General features: G+C 32.7%; 19 protein-coding genes. 2 read left to right on the top strand and 17 right to left on the bottom strand.

Annotated elements, in window-relative coordinates:
* Positions 1–38 precede the first annotated feature (38 nt).
* Complete coding sequence (locus tag C3L50_RS03390; protein ID WP_103804745.1) at positions 39–1,481, top strand: glycoside hydrolase family 28 protein; 1,443 nt, start codon at positions 39–41, stop codon at positions 1,479–1,481.
* Between the two features lie 44 nt (positions 1,482–1,525).
* Here C3L50_RS03390 and C3L50_RS03385 read toward each other — a convergent pair whose 3' ends face one another.
* Positions 1,526–2,596 (bottom strand): serine hydrolase domain-containing protein, encoded by a 1,071-nt coding sequence (locus C3L50_RS03385; RefSeq protein ID WP_103804744.1) that lies wholly within the window; start codon positions 2,594–2,596, stop codon positions 1,526–1,528.
* Between the two features lie 299 nt (positions 2,597–2,895).
* Positions 2,896–3,387 carry a thermonuclease family protein gene (locus C3L50_RS03380; protein WP_103804743.1) on the bottom strand — a complete coding sequence of 164 codons (492 nt, stop codon included), beginning with the start codon at positions 3,385–3,387 and terminating at the stop codon, positions 2,896–2,898.
* A gap of 89 nt (positions 3,388–3,476) precedes the next feature.
* Between C3L50_RS03380 and C3L50_RS03375 the strand changes: the two genes are divergently transcribed.
* Positions 3,477–4,280 (top strand): hypothetical protein, encoded by an 804-nt coding sequence (locus C3L50_RS03375; protein WP_103804742.1) that lies wholly within the window; start codon positions 3,477–3,479, stop codon positions 4,278–4,280.
* A gap of 1,294 nt (positions 4,281–5,574) precedes the next feature.
* Here the strand turns inward: C3L50_RS03375 and C3L50_RS03370 are convergent.
* The 15 genes from C3L50_RS03370 to mnmE all read right to left on the bottom strand — a co-directional run bounded on the left by C3L50_RS03370 (position 5,575) and on the right by mnmE (position 23,242).
* Positions 5,575–6,252 carry an N-acetyltransferase gene (locus C3L50_RS03370; protein WP_103804741.1) on the bottom strand — a complete coding sequence of 226 codons (678 nt, stop codon included), beginning with the start codon at positions 6,250–6,252 and terminating at the stop codon, positions 5,575–5,577.
* 6 nt (positions 6,253–6,258) lie between these two features.
* The gene (locus C3L50_RS16265; protein ID WP_165783964.1) at positions 6,259–6,414 is read right to left on the bottom strand and encodes a hypothetical protein; all 156 of its coding nucleotides are present in this window, start codon (positions 6,412–6,414) and stop codon (positions 6,259–6,261) included.
* 187 nt (positions 6,415–6,601) lie between these two features.
* Positions 6,602–7,075 carry an aspartate-ammonia lyase gene (locus C3L50_RS03365; RefSeq protein WP_103804740.1) on the bottom strand — a complete coding sequence of 158 codons (474 nt, stop codon included), beginning with the start codon at positions 7,073–7,075 and terminating at the stop codon, positions 6,602–6,604.
* A 6-nt stretch (positions 7,076–7,081) separates the two neighbouring features.
* The gene (locus C3L50_RS03360) at positions 7,082–8,089 is read right to left on the bottom strand and encodes a hypothetical protein (protein WP_103804739.1); all 1,008 of its coding nucleotides are present in this window, start codon (positions 8,087–8,089) and stop codon (positions 7,082–7,084) included.
* Positions 8,089–9,810 (bottom strand): restriction system-associated AAA family ATPase, encoded by a 1,722-nt coding sequence (locus C3L50_RS03355; protein ID WP_103804738.1) that lies wholly within the window; start codon positions 9,808–9,810, stop codon positions 8,089–8,091. Before C3L50_RS03355 ends, C3L50_RS03360 begins: the two co-directional genes overlap by 1 nt.
* Positions 9,807–11,213 carry a restriction endonuclease subunit S gene (locus C3L50_RS03350; RefSeq protein WP_103804737.1) on the bottom strand — a complete coding sequence of 469 codons (1,407 nt, stop codon included), beginning with the start codon at positions 11,211–11,213 and terminating at the stop codon, positions 9,807–9,809. The genes C3L50_RS03355 and C3L50_RS03350 overlap by 4 nt, the downstream gene beginning before the upstream one ends.
* The gene (locus tag C3L50_RS03345) at positions 11,213–12,826 is read right to left on the bottom strand and encodes a type I restriction-modification system subunit M (protein ID WP_103804736.1); all 1,614 of its coding nucleotides are present in this window, start codon (positions 12,824–12,826) and stop codon (positions 11,213–11,215) included. The genes C3L50_RS03350 and C3L50_RS03345 overlap by 1 nt, the downstream gene beginning before the upstream one ends.
* Before the next feature lie 33 nt (positions 12,827–12,859).
* A complete protein-coding gene (locus C3L50_RS03340; protein WP_103804735.1) occupies positions 12,860–15,649 on the bottom strand; it encodes a type I restriction endonuclease subunit R in 2,790 nt (929 codons plus the stop codon).
* Positions 15,650–15,730: 81 nt separating this feature from the next.
* Positions 15,731–18,004: a DUF3987 domain-containing protein gene (locus tag C3L50_RS03335; protein ID WP_103804734.1), complete on the bottom strand. Its 2,274-nt coding sequence runs from the start codon at positions 18,002–18,004 to the stop codon at positions 15,731–15,733.
* Complete coding sequence (locus tag C3L50_RS03330; protein ID WP_243400326.1) at positions 18,001–18,279, bottom strand: helix-turn-helix domain-containing protein; 279 nt, start codon at positions 18,277–18,279, stop codon at positions 18,001–18,003. Before C3L50_RS03330 ends, C3L50_RS03335 begins: the two co-directional genes overlap by 4 nt.
* A 3-nt stretch (positions 18,280–18,282) precedes the next feature.
* Positions 18,283–18,579 carry a helix-turn-helix domain-containing protein gene (locus tag C3L50_RS03325; protein ID WP_103804733.1) on the bottom strand — a complete coding sequence of 99 codons (297 nt, stop codon included), beginning with the start codon at positions 18,577–18,579 and terminating at the stop codon, positions 18,283–18,285.
* Between the two features lie 230 nt (positions 18,580–18,809).
* Positions 18,810–20,135, bottom strand: a complete 1,326-nt coding sequence (locus tag C3L50_RS03320; protein WP_103804732.1) for a hypothetical protein — start codon at positions 20,133–20,135, stop codon at positions 18,810–18,812.
* 2 nt (positions 20,136–20,137) lie between these two features.
* Positions 20,138–21,244 (bottom strand): site-specific integrase, encoded by a 1,107-nt coding sequence (locus C3L50_RS03315; RefSeq protein ID WP_103804731.1) that lies wholly within the window; start codon positions 21,242–21,244, stop codon positions 20,138–20,140.
* A gap of 7 nt (positions 21,245–21,251) precedes the next feature.
* Complete coding sequence (locus tag C3L50_RS03310) at positions 21,252–21,623, bottom strand: helix-turn-helix domain-containing protein (protein WP_103805107.1); 372 nt, start codon at positions 21,621–21,623, stop codon at positions 21,252–21,254.
* 218 nt (positions 21,624–21,841) lie between these two features.
* Positions 21,842–23,242, bottom strand: a complete 1,401-nt coding sequence (gene mnmE, locus C3L50_RS03305) for a tRNA uridine-5-carboxymethylaminomethyl(34) synthesis GTPase MnmE (RefSeq protein WP_103804730.1) — start codon at positions 23,240–23,242, stop codon at positions 21,842–21,844.
* Positions 23,243–23,300 lie beyond the last annotated feature (58 nt).

Below are 23,300 nucleotides of genomic sequence, written 5' to 3'. Positions count from 1 at the left end.
TTGAACTTTAGTTTCGAGAATTCATTAAATAAAAACCAATGATGAAAAAATCTGTAATTACCTTAATCGTTTTTTGTCTTTCATTGACTGCCGTGGCGCAAAAAGTATATGATGTCAAAAAATACGGAGCCAAAGGTGATGGCAAAACCAATGATGCCATTGCCATTCAAAAAGCAATAGACGCTTGTAGTAAAACGGGTGGTCGGGTATTGATTCCTGCTCCTTTCACCTTTTTGACTGGTCCTTTTGACGTGAAATCGGGTATTGATTTGCATATCGAAGCAGGAGCAAAGCTACTGGCGAGTCCTGACGAAAAATTATATACCAAAAGTGCTTTTCGTTCCAATCCTGGTGAAGGAACGATTTGGATTGGGGGCGAAAATATAGAAAATTTTAGCATCAGCGGAACGGGTAAAATTGATGGAAACGGTATTTCTTTTATGGGCGAAGAATTGGCGGATTCTTATGTGTTGAAACCTTTTGTAGGTCTGGATCCAAGACCGCATGTATTGACTATTGTTGGCGGAAAAAACATTCGAATTAGAGACATTCATATTGGAAACTCAGCTTATTGGACGGTTCACTTAATAGGTTGTAACGATGTGGTAATTAGCGGGATAACTTTGCTTAATAGTTTGAAAGTTCGAAATAGCGATGGCATTGATTTAGATCATTCTAAGAATGTTCGAATTAGTGATTGTTATATCGAAAGCGGAGACGATTGCATTTGTCTAAAAAACCGAAGAGAATTTGAAGAATTTGGTGCTTGCGAAAACATAACCGTTACTAATTGCACGATGACTAGTAGTAGTTGTGCTATAAAAATTGGTTCCGAGAACATGGATGCTATTAGGCAAGTCGTGTTCAATAATTGCATAATTAAAAATAGCAATCGTGGACTTGGAATTCAAAATAGGGACGAAGGAACCGTGAGTGACGTTATTTTTTCCAATATAATTGTGGAAGGTCGATTGACTACCGATACTTGGTGGGGGAAAGCAGAACCCATTTATATTACCGCTTATCGTCGTGCAAAAGGCAATCACAAAGATGCCAATTGGCGTTTCCCCAAAGGAGCTACTGAAGGCAAAGTGGGTAAAATCAGCAATATTCTATTCTCTAATATTCAATGTACGGGTGAAAATGGCGTTTATGTAAGTGCCGAATCCAATGACAAAATCAGCAATATTGTTTTTGATAATGTTGGCGTTTTTATTGATAAAACAACCAGTAATCCAGGAGGAATTTACGATAGACGCCCCTCTAATATTGATGGTTTTGTAAAAGGGAGCACTTCTGGCTTTTATTTTGATGCTGCCGAAAGTATAAAATTGCAAAACTGCTCTGTACAATGGGGAAAGAACAAACCCGATTATTTTAAATATGCTGTCGAAAGTAAAAATGTGGATTCCTTAATCATCAATAATCTCGAAGGACAATCTGCATTTCCTGATAAATTAGAAGCGGTAAAAAAAGAGTAGGGGGATTGAGTTTGTAATTACACAGACGTTTGGACGTTTTTGTTTTAATTTATCAAAGCATTAATTTTACCCCATAGTTCGTTATCAAAACCTGACACTGCAAAATTTGGATTTGCTGGGTCAGAAGCATCACCCATTCTGATGATTACCATTTTTTTACTTGGAATTACATAAATGCGTTGGTCTTTTGCGCCCATAGCTGCATACATATCGGAAGGAGCATTAGGAACTAAATAGCCTTGATAAACAGTTTGTTCGCCCGGAATCATATAATTGGTTTTTCCATTGAGCCACCAAAAGTAACCATAAGAAGGATTGATGTTTTGAGAAGTAGCTATACTTTCCTTAAAAAAGGATTCATTAATTATTTGTTCATTGTTCCATTTTCCTTTGTTCAATGCCAAAAGTCCAAATCTTGCCATACTTTTAGTGGTGCTGTGATATATGGTATAAATTGTTCCGAAATTCCAAAAACCATCCATTCCAATTTTGTTCTTTATTTTTTCGTTGAAATAGGTTTCAAATGTTTTGTTACTAGCACTTGCAACTACATCGGTTAGTTTTTGAAAAATGTTACTATAAGCCCATCTGGTTCCAGCATCAGCAACATAGGTCAAATTTGATTTAATAACATATTGTTTCGTATCATCATTGCCTGATGTCATTGTCAATAGATTTCGCACTGTTATCAAATTTTCTTTTGCCAAAGGCATACTTGTCCATTCTAAACCTAAATAATCGGATGCTTTATTGTTAATATTCACTAGATTATTTTGTTGAGCGACTCCTATTGTTGTGCCGACTAAAGTTTTACCAGCACTATTCCATTCCCAATCTGCAGAAGCGCTGTGACCATTAAAATATTCTTCCATAACTATTCTACCATTCACAAGTATCATAAATGATTTTGTGTTTTTTTGAGCAAGATAATCTTTCAAAGGTTGGATGGCATTTTGATTCCAATTCAAACTTGAAATTGATTTGGTTTCCCAAGTCGAATTAGTATTAGAAGGGAAATACATCGTTTCTGATGGAGTAGGTGGAATCGTATTATCATCTTTACTACAACTAGAAATTGATATCAGTAATAAAGAAAGTAGGGCTATTGTCTTCATAGTTTCATTATTTCCGTATTTGACATTTTATTAGCTAAATGGTTTAATGATATGATTAAATTATCCTAAGTTTCGTTTTTTTAGTTTTCGCTTTTTATTTTTTTATCCTACTTTATGAGTCAACCCACAGTAGCAATAAAAAGTCCGCCTAAAAAGGGTGTAAAATAGTTGACTGGTTTATTTTCCAATACAATATTTGAAGGTTTTAGTATTTACAATAGTTGCCGAAGATTGGGCAACAAATAGCCATCAAAATGGGCTGAACATCAATAAATACAGGACAAATATAGACAAAATATTTAAAATTTGTTTACTATTGAATATAATCCTTTTGAGCTGTTTTTAGCTTGTAAATTCCATTCTTGATACATTGGGAGCATTTCACAAAATACTTCATTATACGGCTTTGCATAGCCTTCTTTTATCATTATTTCGTTTAATATTCTGCCGTCATTTAGAATTAAATAGCCTAAAAGCCTTCCATATTTATCAACTAAATTATTTTGTTCCTGTACTAGTGTGCAAACATCACCCAAATTAACTTGATCTTTTAAAAAGTTAAATGATAAATAACCAAGTTTGATTAGTAAAGCAGCTGGAACTTGTAATTCAATTTCGTCTTTTTTAATCTTCTTACAGTAGTTTATTTCTGGTGCATCAATACCATATAAACGAACTTCAAATTCTTTTTTTGATACAATATCTTCCAAAATTATTCCATCTCCATCAACAAATTTTACAATTTTGAGCAGACTTTTTGTAATGGTGGTTTCTTTAGCATTTAATTGCATTATATTGCTTTATTTAAGTTGTTGTTTATCAGTTAATTACAATGTAAATTTAATAAAAATTATTGTATAATTGCTAAAACACACAACAAATGGCAAAACAAAAAGGACATATTAAATATGTTGGGACGTTAGGAGAAGTTCGTCACTTCAAAATTAAAGGTAATGAAGGTTACTTTGCAGGTTTAAAAGGTGGTCCAACTGCCGAGCAAGTAAAAACTGCACCAGGCTTTATTCGTACTCGTGAAAATATGTCCGAGTTTGCAGCTTGTGCTAATGCTGGTAAATCAGTGAGAATTGGTTTGTCTGCTTTAATGAAACAAATGACAGATAGTCAATTTACAGGAAGACTAACTGCTATTATGAAAAAAATAAATATTGAGGATGGTTCAGAGGCAAGAGGTCAAAGAGCTGTTTTGGTTTCGCAACAACCACAATATTTGAAAGGTTTAGATTTCAATAGAAATATTTCCTTTAATGGTATTTTTTCTGCTCCGTTTACTTTAACGGCTAACGTCGACAGAAACGAAAGTACTTTAAGTGTTCCGGCATTTAATCCTTTGAACTTCTTGAATATTCCATCAGGTGCAACACATTTCAGAATTATCAATGCTTTATCAGTAATCTCGGATTTTGTTTTTAATCCTGCAACTGGAGCTTATGAGCCAGCAGAACCAATGTTAAATGAAACATCAAACATTTCATATTCGCCTTACACACCTGTAGATGCAGTAACAACTTTAATTGATGTTGTTGCAACTTTGCCAGATGCTCCAACAATAACAACTAATGTTGCTGTTTTGGGAAGTATTGGGATTGAATTTTATCAGCAAGTAGGAGTGAACTACTATTTATTCAATGCAGGTAATGCTATGAAAATTCAAGAAGTGTTCTAAAAAAGACCATCAGTTTGTAAAGTTTACTACTTTAAAACCAATTACCCTTTCGAAAGAGAGGGTTTTTTGTTTTGCATCAATTTGTCTATAATGGCGACTTATATAGGACTAATGGTGCAAACAAGTGCGGAATATCTATCTATAGAGAGAAAAAGAATAAATCGTTTTTTTATCCAAAGAAAAAATCCAAGTATGCCCTTAACTTTCCATTAATCAATTAACATTCGGATAAGACTTCAACTTGAGCTGTTTTTTTTAGAAAGAATGCTTACCGCATATCGTCAATCGGAGTTTAGATTTTGTGGCATTCTTTCTGAAAAAAATTGCATCCTATGGGGTTTGGGGAAATGGAAGATTTCCCCAACTGAACTTACCTAGTGCGCTGGCAGTAGCGAAACAAGTGTGTAGTTTTTTATTTGCTTATCGGATTGTTGATTTATATTTTGTGGTTCTGGCAAATGAAAAACTATACTCTTGTGGGCAAATTTGATTTTTGAGGATGCCTTATTGTTCTTGCGAAATGAGGTTTTTCTATTTTATCAAAATGTTATTCGGAAATGTTATGGCATCTTCAAAAAACAATGAAAACTCTTTCCTAGTGCGTTGGCAGAAGCTCGAAGTAAGGGTATTCTTTTTTATTTGCTTATTGGGATGTTCTGATTGGTTTTCTTGGCTGCTTGATGCCTGCACTTAAATAGAAAGATAAAACTTGAATGTTACTACAATTATTGTACTGAAAACGCTAGGTATCAAGCAGACGGAAAGCCAATGACTTGGGGCTTTGTGGCAAATAAAAAAGAATACTCTTACTGGCACTATTGGGATTGTGGGTATAGAAAATTGCTTTAACCAAAAAAACAATAAACACTAAAAGCAATTTTTATACTTACAATGTCAATATGAAAATACTTCCTATTTCTTTTTATGCGGTTCTATTGTCTGCGTCTGTTTGGTTTCGGAAGAAGTTATGCGGAAAGATAAATGTTGTATTTAACGTAAACGTGATGCGGAGGTTTACAATTGCTAGTAACGGCTGGCTTTGCGTCTGTTGGGGATTTAAGAGCAGCGTACTTTCTGCTTTGTTGATTAGTTTAAAAACAAGATAAAACGACTATTTACCACAACTGCCCCAATAGCGCAAAACCACCGTTACTAGCAGTTGTTTCTATTTATTCCAATATTCACACAAAGTATATTTTATCTATTTTGAATTAATGAAATGAAGCAAACGGCAGCATTGATGCTAGGAATACTTGGACTAGGAGCGATTTTTGTGCAGGTGAATGAGGTAATTTTATTTATTTTTAAGAATAATTAAATCAAAATACATTAATCGAGTGTGTAATTTGTCAGTTTGTATTTGAGGTAATTTTAAAAATCTTCTAACCTTATTCCAAAATATTTGTCTCTTGGTTAAGTCGATTTTAAGTCCTGTATATTCTTTTTCTTGTTCTTCAGAACCAAACAAAGGAACAAAACCATTTTCTGTATAATACCTTAATGGAGCTACATCATTATATGAATCAACTACAATGAAACGACAACCTGTTTTGTTTGCTCCATCAATAAACCAAGACTTTATAAAATCCATTAATTGTTTGCCTGTTCTTTCAGTTTCTCCTTCAATGAAACGATAATTAGTATTTACACCTAAGCGTCCAATTAATACTGCTGGATAAGATTTCATTGTTTTCTCTCGTGGAATATCTTTAACTACCTTCTTCTTACGCGCATTGGGCAACAAAAATGTTTTTATACTATCATTGGAAATAGTAAAAGCACAAACAATAATTTTAGGATTTTCGTCTAAAGTAAAACAGTATGATTTTCCCAATAAAACAGAATGATAATTTAAAGAATCGTTTCTAAAGAAATCATTTAAATCGGTATTACCACAATCGAAAGGTTCACAGGAATTAATGAGTTCACTATCGTAAACTTTAAAAGTACAATTGTTGAGTAGGAAACCCAAACTAGGTTATAGTTTAGCTTTAGCTAAAATTTTAGATGCAACACTGGCTTGCTTGGAAAAATCTACAGTAGATTTTTTTGCAGTATTTACAGTAACTGTTGCAGTAAAAGCTTGTGCCACTCTATCTCTTAAAACAGGTATTGATTTGATTGCAATTGCCATAATTGATTTAATTTAATGATGCAAATATATATTATTTGATATATATGTTGTATCTCTATTAGCAACTAATTAACTATCATTACATTATTTAGCATAATTTTAAATAATAGTTTCTTTATTATTTGCTTCTATTCTTATACGTAAAACATCATTATAAGTTACAATATTATTAAATACTGTTTGTGCTTTATAACTGATTTATTATCAAAGTCCAATCATTTTTTCTTGATTTATCATCTTCGTTGAAGTCTGAAAAGTTAAACCATCTGAACTTTACATCTTTCTTTGCTTCTCCTGTTCTTGAGTGTGGTTTGTCGATATAATTGATGTACGTTTCATTTACTCTATCTACAAAATCATCGTATTGATATAAGTAAAATTCATTTGGTGCATTTGTTTTTAGGTTTACTAATGCTAGAAATAAATTAGGATTGTTTTTTCTTGTAGTTATGCCCGTGCTTAACTTCCAACCTTGTTCGTTTTTCAACCCCATTGTTTTAACTTGTATAGCAACGTGTTTTGAGCCCTCATTATTTGTTGCAATAATATCAAACAAAGGATTGTTTTTTGGGGTTAATAATGGCAATATATTGAGTTTGCTTAATTCTGAACAAACAAAATATTCTCCTGCGTTTCCTGTTAAGTTATAGGTGTTTTTCATAATTTACTATTCATAAACAGCCATCCAGTCGGGTCTGTTTTTTATGGCTTCATAAAAAGAAATTTTTAAAAATTTACGATCTTCATATTTGTCAATTTCAAAATTTATTATTTCTTCATCAATTATATCAGAATATGTAACCTCTCTGTTTCTAATTCTTTTACGATTTGCTAAAATTCTTAACTCGGTTTTTGAAAATTTACGAACCTCTTCATTATATCTTTCTTCTATTTCGAAAACCCAATCCCAAGTTGAAATTTTAGGAGCATCACCTATAAAGTTTATTGCTATATCTTGATTTCGTAATGCTTCAAAATTTATATCAGAATTATTTACAAGCTGCATTCTTACTTCAATGGCATAAGGAGTTAAGTTGTAAGGAAAAAATGCTCTTCTACCTGCTTCAATTGGGTTTTTAGAACCTTTACATTTTTTGTTGCATTTACCGCATAACGGTACAAGGTTTTTAAAATTAACCGAAGCAAATGGAAAATCAGCTTTTGGCAAATAGTGGTCATTATCTTCTCTGTAATGTGTTTCTGCGCTTTCTATTGGTGAGAGACCACAACACGGACAAGTTGAAAATTTACTAGTTGTTACTAATTGATTGTAATATTGTAATTTGTTGCCCGCAACCTGTGCTAAATCAAGTAAGTTATTATAAAATTTAACTAACAAAGGTTTCATATCGTTTTTTACAACATCTGGTAAAGCATTCAAATAAACTGGAGTTATAGTACCATTACATAATTCTTCAATTCTATTATTAACATTAAAAGCTGTTCTGATTAATTCTCGTTCGGGAACTGTTAAAGGAACACATTTAGCATAAATGGTATCAATGTCAGTTTTTAACCAAGAATAAGCATTATAAATTATTCTAAAACTTGGTTGTAATAAGTTTTCACAAGGTGTTGCATTAGCATTACACCAAACCTCACATACTAAATGTTCTAATTGAGAATGTAATGTATAAATTGGATGGCTAGTTATTGGCTGATAAACTCTTAACATTATTGCAATGGTTTTAATATTCTGTTTAGTCTTGCCAAAACTTCATCTTTTTCAATTGAACTACCCAATCTTCTTAATTTGAATTTTGCTTTTTCAACATCTCCAGGAGTTTTTATTTTAGTAAAGTCAATCTCTTCTAATTCTGAATTTGATAAATCGCCAATAGATTGGTCGTAATCGAATAATTCGTTTAGTATTATTTCTACAGAAGTACCATACGTGTTGAAAGGTCTTTCTAATTCTGAAACTTTTTGTGCTATAGTTTTTCCGTCTTTTTTTGAAAATACTATAACATTATCAGGCATACAATCTGATATAATGAAAGGAGAATGTGATGTAAGTACAACGTCTTTTAAGGGATGCAAATTGAAAAAACCATTAGGATGGTCTTGATAGTTTCCTAGAGTAATACTGTCGTTTAAAACCTTAATAAATTTGGCTCTCCAACTAGGGTTGAAATGTGTTTCGGGTTCATCTAATAGTAATAAAGCTCGTTTGTCTTTAAGCAATAAACAAATACCCATTGTATGTAAAAATTGATGTTCTCCATCAGAAAAATTACGTAATAATAAATCGTTTATTTCTCCTGTTTCTTTATTTTGTTTGGTTATATAATAATCTAAAAAGTAAAAAACATTTTCATCTGGACTTCCTACTGGCAATTTTCCATCTGTATAAAACCCTTTGGATTGATAAACATCCTCTACAATATTTTCATTGATAAAATGGGCATTTAGCTCATACAATAATTGAAATAATTGAAATAATTCTAATGAATTTCTAAATTGGTCTTGAAATGCGTCTATAGTAGCTGGAGTTACATAGAAATCCAAACATAATTTTTTATCATTACCGTACCACGAAGTAGCACAACGTTTTAATCTATTGATTTGGTCGTGTTCTAATAAACTAATAATAGGTTCTTTGTATGCTTTTCCTTTATTGTCTATAAAATCAAAATCGTGTAGATTGATATTCATTCTAAAACTTCGTAACCCTAAAATGCCAACTTCATCCCTTAAAGGTTTTAATGTGTCTTCTTTTTCAAATAATAAACAAGCTAAAAGCACAGCTTGGCTCATATTATTATCAATATAAATCAAACTATTTTCAGGTTCTTCGTACTTGCTATAATTGTCTTTAGTAGCTTGTTTGAACTCGTCTAAATGAACTAATCGACTTTTAATAAAAGGCAAGCTTAATATTTCATTTTCGCCAGATGAATAGGCTATAATGTGGGCTGGTAAATATCGTTTTCCTTCGGCTGCAATATTATTGTCATTACTTTTAGATGGTACTAATGAAATTTCTTCAATCTCTGAAGGCTCATCTTGAAATGGATAGGGTTCAATATACATTCTTGGTTCTTCCCCAATTTCTTTTATAATAGTAACTTTATCAAAATATTCATATGTATACCTTTTACGACTATGTTGACCAATTAGATATTCTAACTTGAAAGCATCAGGTTTGCTGACTTTTCTATCGAAATGTTTTTCAAAATTTGCAGGCTTGTAACGCGCGACGCAAAATTCTAAATGATAAAAAATAGAGGATAACGCTTCTAAAACATTGCTCTTACCGCTACCATTAAGCCCAGCAAAGCAAAACGGACGAAAATCTTCCATAGCTTGTCTGTCTTTCAAAGGATGAAAGTTTATTTCAAAGCCAGCTTGTAAGCTGTTGAATGGTGCGTTTAAGGTTAGTTTTAAGAGTTTCAAATTACTACCAGTTTTACTTGTTCTTTTTCATACACTTGTTTTATTTTTTCGTCTTTTAATAATTCAAAAACAAAACTTTTAGCTTTGTCATACAAGTGTTCTTCATAAAATTTATTTTCGTTTAATTCGTTTTTATCCAATCTATCCAGTAACAATTGTATTGCTTTTTTATCGGCATTATCTTTAAAATAGGAATAATTATTTTCTAATAAAACTTCTAAATCAACCGCAGTATTAAATTCTAAATCTCCATTAAAAGCACTTTGAGACAAACCGTTTAATAAGTTTTCTAATTGGGTTTTTGATTGCATTAATTTTGACAATAAATTATTTGCATTTATTGCAACTTTTTCAAAATCCTTTTGAAGATTATAATCAGGTTTTATAAACTCAATTTGTTCAAATACACCTTTTGTAATTAGTCTTTTCATCCCTTTTGTAGCAAAAGAATGAATATATTCATCTGAAATTTTTATCATCCAATACAAAAAATAGACAGACACTTCTTTATTTGGAACAATTGCATTAATTTGTTGATTAAATGCTACTTTTCTATCTGAAATTGCTGACCTACCAATTGAACTTAAACTACCTGCAATACAGGTTACCAATAATGCATTTTCGTTAACATATCGAGAAACTTTAAATCCTTTTTCAGATAAATATTCTTCAGCTTTTGATAAAAACAAACTTTCCCTGATAATGTTATTTGTTTTTATCCATTCAATAAAATTATCATTATAAAATTCTTTATTAGCTCTTGGAGGTGTATTTCCTGTTATTATTTCTCCAAATTCTTTTAATTGTTTTTTGTTCCATTTTCTTTCATTTTGAACTGGATCCCCAAACATATTTAAAAAAGTAGCACGTAACAGTTTTTCAAATAGTAAAATACTTTTTTCTCTTTTTTCTCTTAAATATTTACCTTTTTCTAATATGGCTATAATTCTATCTTGTATTTCTGCTTTAGGAATTGAAATCTCAATATTACCAATGTCTTTTAAACTAATTGATGGATAAGCATCATCTTTTATTAAATGGAAAGGTGGTCTATATGAAAAATAATATTTGATAAATAAAGGATTAACAATATTTTCATCAACGATTATTATTGCTAAATGGCTTACTATGTATGCCTCTGATGGTAAAATATAAACTCTTCCCATTTTTGAGGACATACCACTTTTTGCAAAAATTATTGAATTTTTAGGGTATAATTTTAATCCTTTTTCTTTTGCAATTAAATCATCAATTCTTTCACAATCTTCTAAAGGCAACCCTCTTACTAAAAACTCTAAACTTCTAGCTCTTATGAATGGTTTTCCTTTTTTTGAAAATAAAGACTTATCGGGTGCTGAATTACCAGAATGTATACTGGAAAATTCTTTCAACAAACTTTTCATTATTCAATCAAGTTTTTAAGTTCTTCCATTTCAATTCTGATTTCTTCTTCAAGGATAAATAATTCTTTTAAAATGTCTTGTGGTGCTTCATAAGTTTGTTCTTCGTATTCAAACTCACGGTAGCGATTGTAGCTTAAATCCAGATCGTTATTTTTAATCTCGTCTATTTCCACAAAAAAATGGTTTTTACGTTCTATGGGTGTGTTGGTAGCTCTGTTTTGATAGGCATCAACGGCAATAGGCAAAGGATTTTCGCTAAGTTTTCTTCTATTATCATCTAAACTATAACCATCGTTTGCCAATTCATAAAACCATACTTTTTCGGTATGCCACGTTGGGCTATCTTCTTCTACTTTGGTAAACACTAATATAGCGGTTTTTACACCTGTATAGGGTTTAAAAGCTCCGCTTGGTAAAGAAATTACTGCTTCGAGTTGGTTGTCTTTAAGTAATATTTCTCGGGTTTGTTTTTGAGCCTTACTGCCACCATATAGAACACCTTCGGGAATAATTACAGCTGCTTTACCCCCAGAACGTAACATTTTAGAAATACGCACTAAAAACAACAATTCACTTTGTGTTCCTGTAATTTTAAGCTTGTCACTCATTCCTCCTTTGTCAATTCTTCCAGTAAATGGAGGATTTGCCATAATAATCGAGTATTCGCCATCGGCATATCGTTGGTCGTAAATTTTAGATAAAGTATCGGTATTTTCAATTTGAGGTATTTTTATTCCGTGAAGCATTAAGTTCATTAACCCAATACGCACCATAGTTTGGTCAACATCATATCCATAAAAAACTTTTTGGTTTAAATCATCCCAAACTTCTTGTCTTGAAATGGTATCGCCACCATATTTTTTAAAACGTTTTAATCCGTTTTCATCTTCGGTGATTTCATCTGGACTGCTGTATTTAGTTAAAATGTGTTGGTATGCACCAACCAAGAAACCACCTGTGCCACAAGCTGGGTCACAAATTTTGTCTGTCCAGTCTGGGTCAATGATTTCACACATAAACTGAATTAAGTGTCTTGGCGTTCTAAATTGACCGTTCTTTCCTGCTGAACCAATTTCATTAATTAAATACTCATAAACATCTCCTTGTGTATCTTGAAACTGTTGCCCAGCATCTTGTTGGATTTTTATGTCTTCATAAATTTCATCAATCGCTTTTACTGCTTCATCTAATAAAGCAGAATTATTGATAATAAAGATTGCATCTTTCATATATCTGGTATATGGTTGCGATGGGTCATTAATAGTTTTGATAAAAGGGAATGCTTTTTCAGCAACCGTTTTTAACATTGTATCAGGATCTAGTTTTGAAAAATGAGACCAACGACATTCATCCATAACCTCATAAACTAAATTGCCATTATCGTCTTTTACATCTTCATTATTTACATCTTTTTTAACTGCTCTAAAGATTGTATTGTATTCTAATCCTGTGAAATCTGCATTTGCTTTATTTAATAAATCGGTATCATCTAATCTACGCATAAATAGCAAATACGAGATTTGAGTAATAGCATCAATTGGATTTGAAATTCCTCTGCTCCAGAATTTGTCCCAAAGTTTATTGATTTTTGATTTTAAGTCGTTTGATAACATTGTTTGTTTTATTATGAATTAGGATATTTGGTCTTAAGCTGCAACTTTTTGAATAATAGTAATGATTTCTTCAATTTCTTTAGGAGAGAAAACACCCATTATACCTTGCGGATGTAATTGTGTAAATGGCGGATTGATTAAATCCTTTTTTTCTATTCTGCCTTTGTCAATCAGAAATTTTTTGAGCACTTTCATAAACTCAATTTGATTGTTTGAAAGCCTGTTGTGTTCTTTTATAAAACTATCAAAAGCCAAAGTTACGGTTTCTTCAAAAGAATGTATTACTTCAACCTGTAGTATGTGTTTAATGAATTGTAAAAACTTGGCGTGTTGGTTGCCATAAACTCTTTGCAGCAGTTTTTCGGTTACAAATGGGTCTTTTTCATTCATCATTTGAGCTAATGTTTCTAACTCCTCGGATGAAATATTCTGCCCTTGTTTTATCTTTTGTAAAATTGGATTTTGGTCTGCAAGCTCTTGCACCATAACTTCAACCATTTCTTTGTATCGGCTTACACTTACTAACTCATTTTCGGGTCCAAATTCTACCATTTCTTTTTTGTAAGTCACATCCTTAAGGTTTAGACTTTCTTGTTCGTCTCCACCATCAAAGCGTTGACGAAAACGCATTAACGGAGCAATTTTATTAATGACTACTTGTAAATCAGCTTCGGTAGTATTTATCCAAAAACTGTTCTTTAATGCTTTGTTTATGGTTGTTTTTTCTTTGGCTACTATTCCAATATTTAAAGGTAATTCTGTTATTTGAGAAACAATTAGTTCTTTTAAATTTTCAATGTCTTGCGGTTCGTTTTTGAGTTGCGCTAATGAAAATTCTACGATGTCTTTTTCAAAACGCATCGCTTTAAAATCAACTGAAGATAAAGCTCTCATAATCGGTGCAATGGTTTGGTCAAGAAATTCTAATTTATCTTCGCTTAAGTCATACCAAAAATTAGGTATTAAAACTTTTTCTAAATCGGTTAAATTATCTTGAACAACAACATTGTTTTTAGGTAAAGCATTTAGTAGTTTTTCTAACTCTAATTTTTCGATTTCTGCTACTTCTGAATGTTTTTCAATAGCTAAAACTAGTTTTTCCAAACGCATTTTAAACAGACGCACTGGCAAAGCTATTTGAGATTTGTTTTCCTTTCCTTTTGGATTTAACTTAAAATATTCGAAATTATCCCAACAATCAATCACAAGGAATTTATCTTTTTCGTGACACCAACTTTTACGTTGATTAGCATTTAAAACTCTTGTTCCTCTACCAATCATTTGCCAAAATTTGGTATAGGAGAAAACAGGTTTTGCAAAAACTAAATTGACTAATTCTGGTACATCAATACCAGTATCTAACATATCAACGCTAATGGCAATCCGTGGGAAATCGTTATTTTTGAATTGGTCTAACAAACCACCTTTTCCGTAAACTCTTGGGTCGTCTGAAACAATTACCTTTGCAATTTCGCCAGCACCTTGTGGATAAAATTGGTCAAAAACCTCTTTTATTCTTCGTGCGTGTTTCATTGTCATACAAAAGAATATTGTTTTCCCGGGCAATACACCATTTGGGTCTTTTATACTTTCTTCCCAAAACTCACGAACAATTAATGCATTTGTACCTTTGTTAGTTACTGCTTTTTCAATATCTGTGCCTTCAAAGTTTATTTCAATTGGATCTTTGCCTTCAGCTAATAATTTCTTTTGGTCGTCTTCGCTTATGGAACTTAAATGAATTCCTTCTTGTTGAAATTTAGTGGTCAATTTCATTACCTCAAAATTGGATAAGTAAGGAGGAATATTATTTACGGCTTCTTCAAATGTATACGCAAAAGTCGGTAAACCATCTTCGCAATCAAATAATTCAAAAGTATTGTGGTCTATAGCATCTGTTGGAGTTGCTGTTAATCCGAGTATTATTGTATTGAAATAATTTAAAACATTTTGATACACGTTATAAATAGAACGGTGGCTTTCGTCAATCACAATTAAATCGAAAAAGTGTGGAGATAAACCCTCTTTTTCATTTTCGATTATGTTTAGCATTGTTGGATATGTTGAAACATAAACTCTTCTATCTGTCGCTAATTTAGTTTCTCCAGTTTGTGGCCAAACCGAATATTGAGGAGCATTTTCTTTGAAAGCTTCAATTGCTTGGTCTCTTAACGCAATTCTATCTACTAAAAACAATACTCTCGAAATCCAACCAGCACGCATTAAGCCATCAACCATTGCAATACAAGTTCTGGTTTTTCCAGTTCCAGTAGCCATAATCAAAAGAAACTTTCGCTTTCTTTCTTCCATAGCTTCAAATACAGCACGAATAGCTTGGATTTGATAAGGTCTTCCTGCAATATTGGTATTTATTAATTCATCCGCTAATGGCCTTTGATTTTTACGAATAAATGCCATACGTTCCAAATCAGAACGCGTAGGAAAAGCAAATATTTTTCTTGGTGCATAGTTGTTAATATCCCAAAAGTAAATGTCATTTCCATTGGTGTACATACAAAAAGGTAATTCACAATTGAATTGCTTTTGAATGTTCATCGCATATTGTTTGGCTTGTTCTTCGCCAATTCTAGCATCAACAGAAGATTTTTTGGCTTCAACTACAGCTAGTGCTTTACCGTCTTTACCTAATAACACATAATCACTAAACTCCGAATTGTAAGTACTTATTGGCTCATTAACCACATTATTTTCTTTTGTAATAAAAAACTCTTCAATTACTTGAGTACGGTCATTGATATTCCAACCTGCTTGTTTTAAGCGGTTGTCAATGATTTCTTTCCGTGTTTGTTTTTCGTTACTCAAAATATATATAGGATTTTGTGTGTTTTGACTAATCCCCAAAAATAGTAAAATTTAACTTCTTTTTTTTGTTTTTGTTTAACTTTAGATGATTTTTGTATATGTCCCATATTCAGGTTGTTGTAAGTAATTGCCTAAACAAGATTTTAGAAACGAACCCACCGTTCTTTCTGCTATATTGAAGGTAGCACCTAATTCCACCGCTTCTTTTCGTGTGAAGTTATTTGGTAAAGCATCAAAGAACAGTTTTTTGTTTTGTCCTTTTTTGAAAGGTCCATTTTCTTCGTCCTCTTGTTTTGGTAGGTTTTCGAACATTAGAATGTTGTGTTTTAAATAGACTTCAATCAGTTGTGATGCTGTTTCAAAATCTTCGTCTAAACATTGAATATCAGTGGCTTGTTCTTGTGCTTGGAATTTGCGAATGCTTGTAAAAATCATACACATTCTATATAAAACTAATCCTAGACGTTTTACAATACTTTGCGCATCCTCTGAAACAAAGGCACTGATTTGACTTAAGTACTCGCTGAATGTTGGGTTGAATTTGTCCCATTGTTCTCTGGTTAAATGGATTGTTGTTTTACCTCTGTCGAGATACAAAACCATTTCATATACTGCAATAGATAACTTTGCAAAATGGTCGGTTAAATTTACTCTATTGCCATACGGAGAAGGGTCAATCCATTTGCTGTTGGTTTTGAAAACATAAAATACAAAACGACTGAATAAACCATCTTCGGCAGATGCAATAATGTTATACACTTGTTGAGGTGTTCCCGAAAGTGCAACAGCTAAACGTGGATTGTTAATTTCGAAATACTCGTTATTTGTTTTTCGTGAAATGGATATTTTTTCGCTATGGAATGCTTTTCGTAACAAATCAGAATAAGAACCCCAATCGTTTTTGAATACTTGTCCTAGCGTATCGGCTTCGGTTTCGCATATAATACCTGTACCGTCATTTTGTTGTAAGTGTTGGATAATTTTTGCATTACTAGTATTGGCAGGAATGAATACTACTTTGAATGGCGGTTCTTCTGGAATTTCTTCTTGTGTATTGTCGTCTTTCTTTTGGAAACGTTGCGCTTTTTTGTAAGCTGCCATTTTTAGGTCGTATTCTTTTTTTTGTTCTCTTGAATTTTTCAGAACTTCTTCGTGGTATTTATCGGCTAATTCTTTAGAAGATTGTAACGCACCTTTACCTGATGCAGCAGGAGCAAGAATGAAAGAAAATAAATGAGGATATACGGTTCTGCCACCATACTCACCAGTAACATTTGGTAAGCAACCTGATAGAATTGCTAAAGCACCTGTTAGAAACGTATCTCTTTCTCTTGGTTCGGAGAATGCTTCTGCACCTTGTTTTAAGATAGGAGGTAAGTTGTCGTAAACCGATTGCGGAATTATAGGTGTGTTTAGTAAATAGTTTTCGTCGTCTATTGGGTCATTTTTTGCTTTGCTAATTGTTTTTTGTTGTACAGGTTTGCGGTTGGCAAAGTCGGCAAACTTGGCAAAATCTGCCGACTGATTTTTATAGGCACTTTGAACCGATGCTTTGATTTCTTTTTCGTCTAAATCGAAATTAGTAGTACAATAGTCAAGTGTATCGGCTTCGTAAATCCCGAAACGATTGGCATTAGATGCAAATAGATGAATGAAGTTATTTCGATTGCCGTTAGTGTATTGTTCTTTTTGCTCTGTGAATTTTAGGCATTTGTCCAATAAAGTGTCAGTTGCTTCAAAAAAAGTTGTTTCCACTTTTTGCGGTTTTGGAAGTGGTAGTGCTTCTTCTTGAACTTCAAATATTGTTGCATCTTCCTTTATATAAATCTCTGGATCATAAGAAACAAAACACAATCTGGTAATGTCTTTGCATTTTGCATCAAAATCATAACCCGATAGGTTTTTATAAAAAGTTGCCACTTGATTGTATGCGATAGCGTGTTGTGTTGCATTGGAGTTGATTTTAATGAATACCTTAATTCCTTCGCCACTTGGACTAATAAATGATGCGAACGTGTATTTGCAGTCGTTTATTAGCTTTACCAATGTATAGAGTTCTGTAACTGGAATGTGGTCGAAGTCTAATCCGATTATTTGAGAATAGGTATTGAGGTTGGCTTTGGTTCTGCTTGTTCCATACGTGCCGGACATTGTAAAACCATTTAAGCCACTTTTAATTTCATCGGCTGTTTTCTCGTCTCCTTTGTGTAATGCGTAGCGAATTGAATTTACTTCACTTTGGTATTTATCGGATTTGATTTCTTGAAGAACATCAATAAGGTTTCTTTCTCCCAAGTTGTATTTAAATTCTTTATAAACGCTTACCATCATCTGTTTGTTTACTACTTCACTCATTTTCTCTTCGGTTTATAGTTTTCATTTAATAACTCTTGAATGTCTTTTAGTCGGTAATAGATTTTATTACCTAATTGACAATAGCCGATAAATCCGCTGTCTCTCCAACTTTGGGCTAATCGCTTGCTTATGTTCATAATTTTCATAAACTCTTGATTGTCGCAGAATAAGTCGTCTGGGTTCATCTGCTGTTTTTCTTTGAGAATAACAGTAATCTCTTTTAAATGTTCTTGGATTTCTTGGAACATTTTTTCTGAAGGTTCGTAGAATGGCATCGCTTATTTTCTTTTGTGAGTTAGTAAATAGTTGGCTGCCATTGTCTCGATTTCGTCGGTACTGTCTTGACGGTTGCGTAGTAGCCATTCGTCTAATTCAGCACGTTTGAAATACAGTTTTTTGCCTTGTGGACAAAAATGAGGTATTAGCTTTTGGCTTGTCATTTTGTACAAGTGTGATGCACTTATGTCTATATAAGTACAAGTTTCGTTAAAGTTTAGCACATCCTTTTTTAATAGGTTTTGCTCTTGTAACATTGTTTCGATGTTACTTAATTTTTGAAGGATTATTTCTTCCATCTTGCTTTGAAATTTTGTTGTTAAAATTTCCTCTCTCGTGTTTGAGAACGAGAGGTTTTATCCTCAAACACAGGTGCAAGTTATCTCGAAATATGGCGTAAAAAGAACTCCGCCTTTTAGAGGCGGAGTGAAGGCGGAGCCTTGATTTTGTTGGGATTAGTAATTATAAACCATACAAAAGAAAGATAGTTTGAAAAAAGTTAAAATAAATATAGGCGGTGCGGAGTTTGTTAGTTAATCCTTTGAACAATTTGCTTTATATTTATGTCGTTTTTAGCTTTTTTAGTGTCTTTAATTGTGTTAGCATTAAAGTCATCATTTAAGAATTTAAAGTTAGCTGCGGTAATTGTCCATTTGTTGGATTGGCAATTTTCAATTTTACCAAGTGATAATAGAAAATCAACAAAAGATTTTAATTCTCCTTTTTGCCCTAACCAAGAAATCTTATTTTCTGTCTGTACCCCTGTGAAAAGTTTAATAAAGTCTTTTTTGCATTCTTCATTTAGATATTGTTTTGTTACTAATGAATTATGCAAATCAATTGCTTTATCTTTTATTGTAGCTTGAACCCCTTTAAGTTTAAATGCTTTTATTGTCACAACTTTAATTGTTTGTGGTAAAACTTTTTGATTAATAATAGGTACTACATTTGAGAAATATTCCTTCTCATTTTGTAGCCATCTTTTTATCGTTTTAATGTATTTGGTTTCAAACTTTGAAAATTCTTTTAAAAGTGTTTCTTGCTTTGTTCTATGAAGTTTGTTTAATATTTCTAGGTTATGAATATTGGCTTGATCGTTAAAGTTTTTTTCAACCATAACTGATGTGTCAACTTTTGATAAAATGCTATTAGTTGTGTTTATTAAATTCTGAATTAATTCAGTTTGACTAACAGTTTTAAAGGCAGTTAAGCCAGTATATGGATTATAGTCTGATTTACCTTTTACAAATGGTAATTGTTTTTCAAAATGAGCTTTTAAATTTTTGAATATTGATAACTCGAATGGAAAAAGCTTTAGCCAAGTAAAGTATGTTTCAAAAAGAATATTAAAATCCGTATCATTAGCTTTAACTGGTGGTTTATGCAAATCTTCAAAGTATTTATTTAGGATTGCTTTTTTATCATCAGGGATTTTTTTACTGTTTTCAATTGATGTGGATAGATTTTGTAGGTAAGGAGATAGACCGACTTCGGGTTGTCCAAAGCTTCTTTCTATATATTCAAACCAGTGTATAGTATCTTCGTACCAATTGTCATTGTTTATTTTGACTTCCAGAAAGTGCATTGTATAACACATTTTACGCACGATGTCAATTTTTATATTCTCGTAGCGAGTTTTATCAATGTTAAAGTTCTTTGCGAATTTTTTATGTTTCTCGCAACAGTTAGGGAATTTATCATAAAACTCAATCGATAAATCAACAATTGATTTGTGCCAGTTACAACAATTTGGAAAGTTTTCTGGTTCTTCATAGCCATCCAAAGGATAAACCTCGTATGGGTTCATCATTATTTCTCCTTCTTCAAATTTAAAAAAGTGAAAATCTTTCTCCATAATTAAAAATCTAATTTTATTCTGTTAGCTGCTTCCATTTTCTTTTCGTCAATTATTTTGGCATATACTTGAGTAGTTCTAATGTCTTTATGACCTAATAATTTAGATACCGTAAATATATCAGTTCCTAACGTGAGTTGCAAAGTTGCATAAGTATGACGCGCACAATGGAACGTTATTGTTTTACTTATTCCAGCTTTCATAACCCATTGTTGTAATTTTAAATTGTGCCACGCACTATATTTTAATCCTTTAAAAACTCTTTCTTCAGGTTCTCCGATTTCTTTTAATAAATCACGAGCTTGGTCTGACATTGGCAATGTTTCTGCTCCTTTAGTTTTCTTTTGTCTAAAACGAATGTACCAACCGTAATCATTTGAGTGCTGCACTTCTGACCAAACTAGCTTATTTATATCTGACCATCGCAAACCTGTTAGGCAACTGAATACAAACGCTGTTTTTAGGATTGGAATTTCACATTCGTGTTTGAGTATGCTTTGTAATTCTTCTAACGTTAGAAACTCTCTTTCGCTGTCGCCTTGTGGTAAACAGTCTACTTGCTCGGCAGGATTGGAACGGATAATTCCATCTTTAACGGCTTGTTTTAAAGCTGCTCTAAATTTGTTGAAATAGGAGTGTGCCGAATTATCAGAAAGGTTTTTATTGCTTGGTGTCTTCGCTGTTTTGGTTAAGTAGTCTTTGAAACCTTCAACAAACTTTCTATCTAATTGAGCAAATGAAATATCTTTTGGACAAAACTTTCTTAAATGTTTGATGGTGCTATCCCAGTTATCATAATTACCTTTGCTTTCCATTCTCATTTCAGCAAGTGTTTCCATATAGATAATGAAGAAGCCTTTTAACTTCTCCTGGTCATTGAAACCATACATTCCGTTTTGAATTTCTAAATGTCTTTTGGAACGTACACTTTCCGCTAACGAAAGGATTTTTTTGTTTTCGTCTTTTTGCGCCTGTGTTAGCTTTCCTTTTTCGGGTTCTGGGATGAGGTATAAACCTAGATATTCATATTCTCGTTTACCATTTTTATAGTAATCAAGATACAAGCTAATTTTATTTGCTTTCTGTCTTTGTCTTAAAGTTACTTTCATTATACCATCAATTAAAAAGTTTATCTATCTGTGTGCGTTGAATTATTTTCTTTCTACCAAACTTGTGAATTTGGAGTTCTCCACGTTTTATCATTCTGTTGATTGTCCATCGACTAACGCCAATTAGTTCTGCTGCATCTTGAACCGATAAAAAGTTTTTGGATGTAAGAGAGTTGAGGTTTGCAGATTGCAAGGTTGGCAAACTTTGCATTGTTTGCCGTTGCTCAACTAATGAGTTTTGAATTTTGTCTTCCTTGACTTTTTGTTTGTAGTGTCTAGAATTGCAAGTATGGCCACAATATCTGGTTAAAGTGGTTTTGGCTATAAAAGCCTTACCACAATAAGAACAGGTTTTCGGGATTGCCATATTGCTACTCATAATATATTGCATTGTGTTGCATAATGTAGCGAAGTGTAGCAATATGTAGCATCATTTCGCCAAGTTTGTTGCCTTTGAATTTGGGCAACAAAATCTATCATTGGGCAACAATAGAACAACAAATATAACGAATAAAAGGTTATTGGGCAACAAATAAAAGAAGAATATTTGTTGTAAAGTCAACAAAAATAGGTAGTTAACAAATAAAAGAATGATTATTACTTTCCGATACAAAAATTAGCAAAAATATTACCCAACAATTCATCGTTTGAAACCTGCCCAGTGATCAACCCAAATTGATACAAAGCTTCACGAATATCCAAGGCAATCAAGTCACTAGACAAATTCGTTTCCAGACCAAATTTTACTTTTTGGATTTCGTCCAAGGCTTTTAACAGCGAATCATAATGACGAGTGTTGGTTACGATGGTTTCGTTATTGCGCAATGCACCAGTGTTGACAAACGAAAGGAGTTGATTTTTGAGTTCGTCAACTCCTAGGTTGTTTTTGGCGGATATGGTTTCAAGTTTAATGTTTAAAGTTTCAAGTTGTTGGCGTATAGTCACAATTTCATTAGTTGTAAGTAAATCTATTTTATTGATGACAACAACCAAAGGTTTAAGCGGAAACTGATTTTTTATTTTCTCAATTTCTATGATATATTCTGAACTTTGAACTTTAAACTTTAAACTTTCAAACAAATACAAAACCACCTGTGCTTGTTCTATTTTTTCGAAGGTTTTCTGGATACCAATACTTTCTACCAAGTCTTTAGTTTCTCTAATTCCAGCCGTGTCGATAAAACGAAAGCTAATACCGCCAATGACTAATTCGTCTTCAATGGTGTCGCGAGTTGTTCCTGCAATGTGCGAAACAATAGCACGTTCTTCGTTCAACAAAGCGTTCAACAAAGTCGATTTTCCTACATTGGGTTCGCCTACAATCGCTACGGGAATTCCGTTTTTGATGACATTTCCAACAGCAAACGAATCGATTAAACGTTTCAAAACAAATTCTATTCGATTCAATAATTCCCAGAATTGGGTTCTATCGGCAAATTCTACATCTTCTTCGGCAAAGTCCAATTCGAGTTCGATTAATGAGGCAAAATTCAATAATTCTTCTCGAAGTTTAGCAATTTCGTTCGAGAATCCACCACGCATTTGCTGCATCGCAATTTGGTGTGAAGCTTCATTGTCGGACGAAATTAAATCGGCAATGGCTTCGGCTTGTGATAAATCCATTTTTCCATTCAGAAAGGAACGAAGAGTAAATTCGCCAGGATTGGCCATTCGGCAGCCTTTGCGAAGCAATAACTGAATAATTTGCTGTTGGATATAAGTTGATCCGTGACAGGAAATTTCGATTGTATTTTCGCCTGTATAGGAGTTAGGTCCTTTGAAAATGGAAATCAAAACCTGATCTAGTGTTTTGTTACCATCAACGATATGCCCCAAATGCAAGGTATGAGATTTTTGTTGGGTCAAATCCTTTCCTTTGATGGATTGAAAAACTGTATTTCCAATAGTAATGGCCTCTTCGCCAGAAATCCTGATGATGGCGATTGCTCCAGCTCCAGAAGGTGTGGCAAGAGCAACTATTGAATCGTGATGTATCATATAAATGGGTCTAAGTGACAAAGGTACTAAATCTTGATAAGTAACAAATTTTTTAATT

Origin of the sequence: Flavobacterium alvei (assembly GCF_002920895.1) — a bacterium.
Classification (GTDB): domain Bacteria; phylum Bacteroidota; class Bacteroidia; order Flavobacteriales; family Flavobacteriaceae; genus Flavobacterium; species Flavobacterium alvei.
This window is presented reverse-complemented; position numbering and strand designations above follow the sequence as displayed.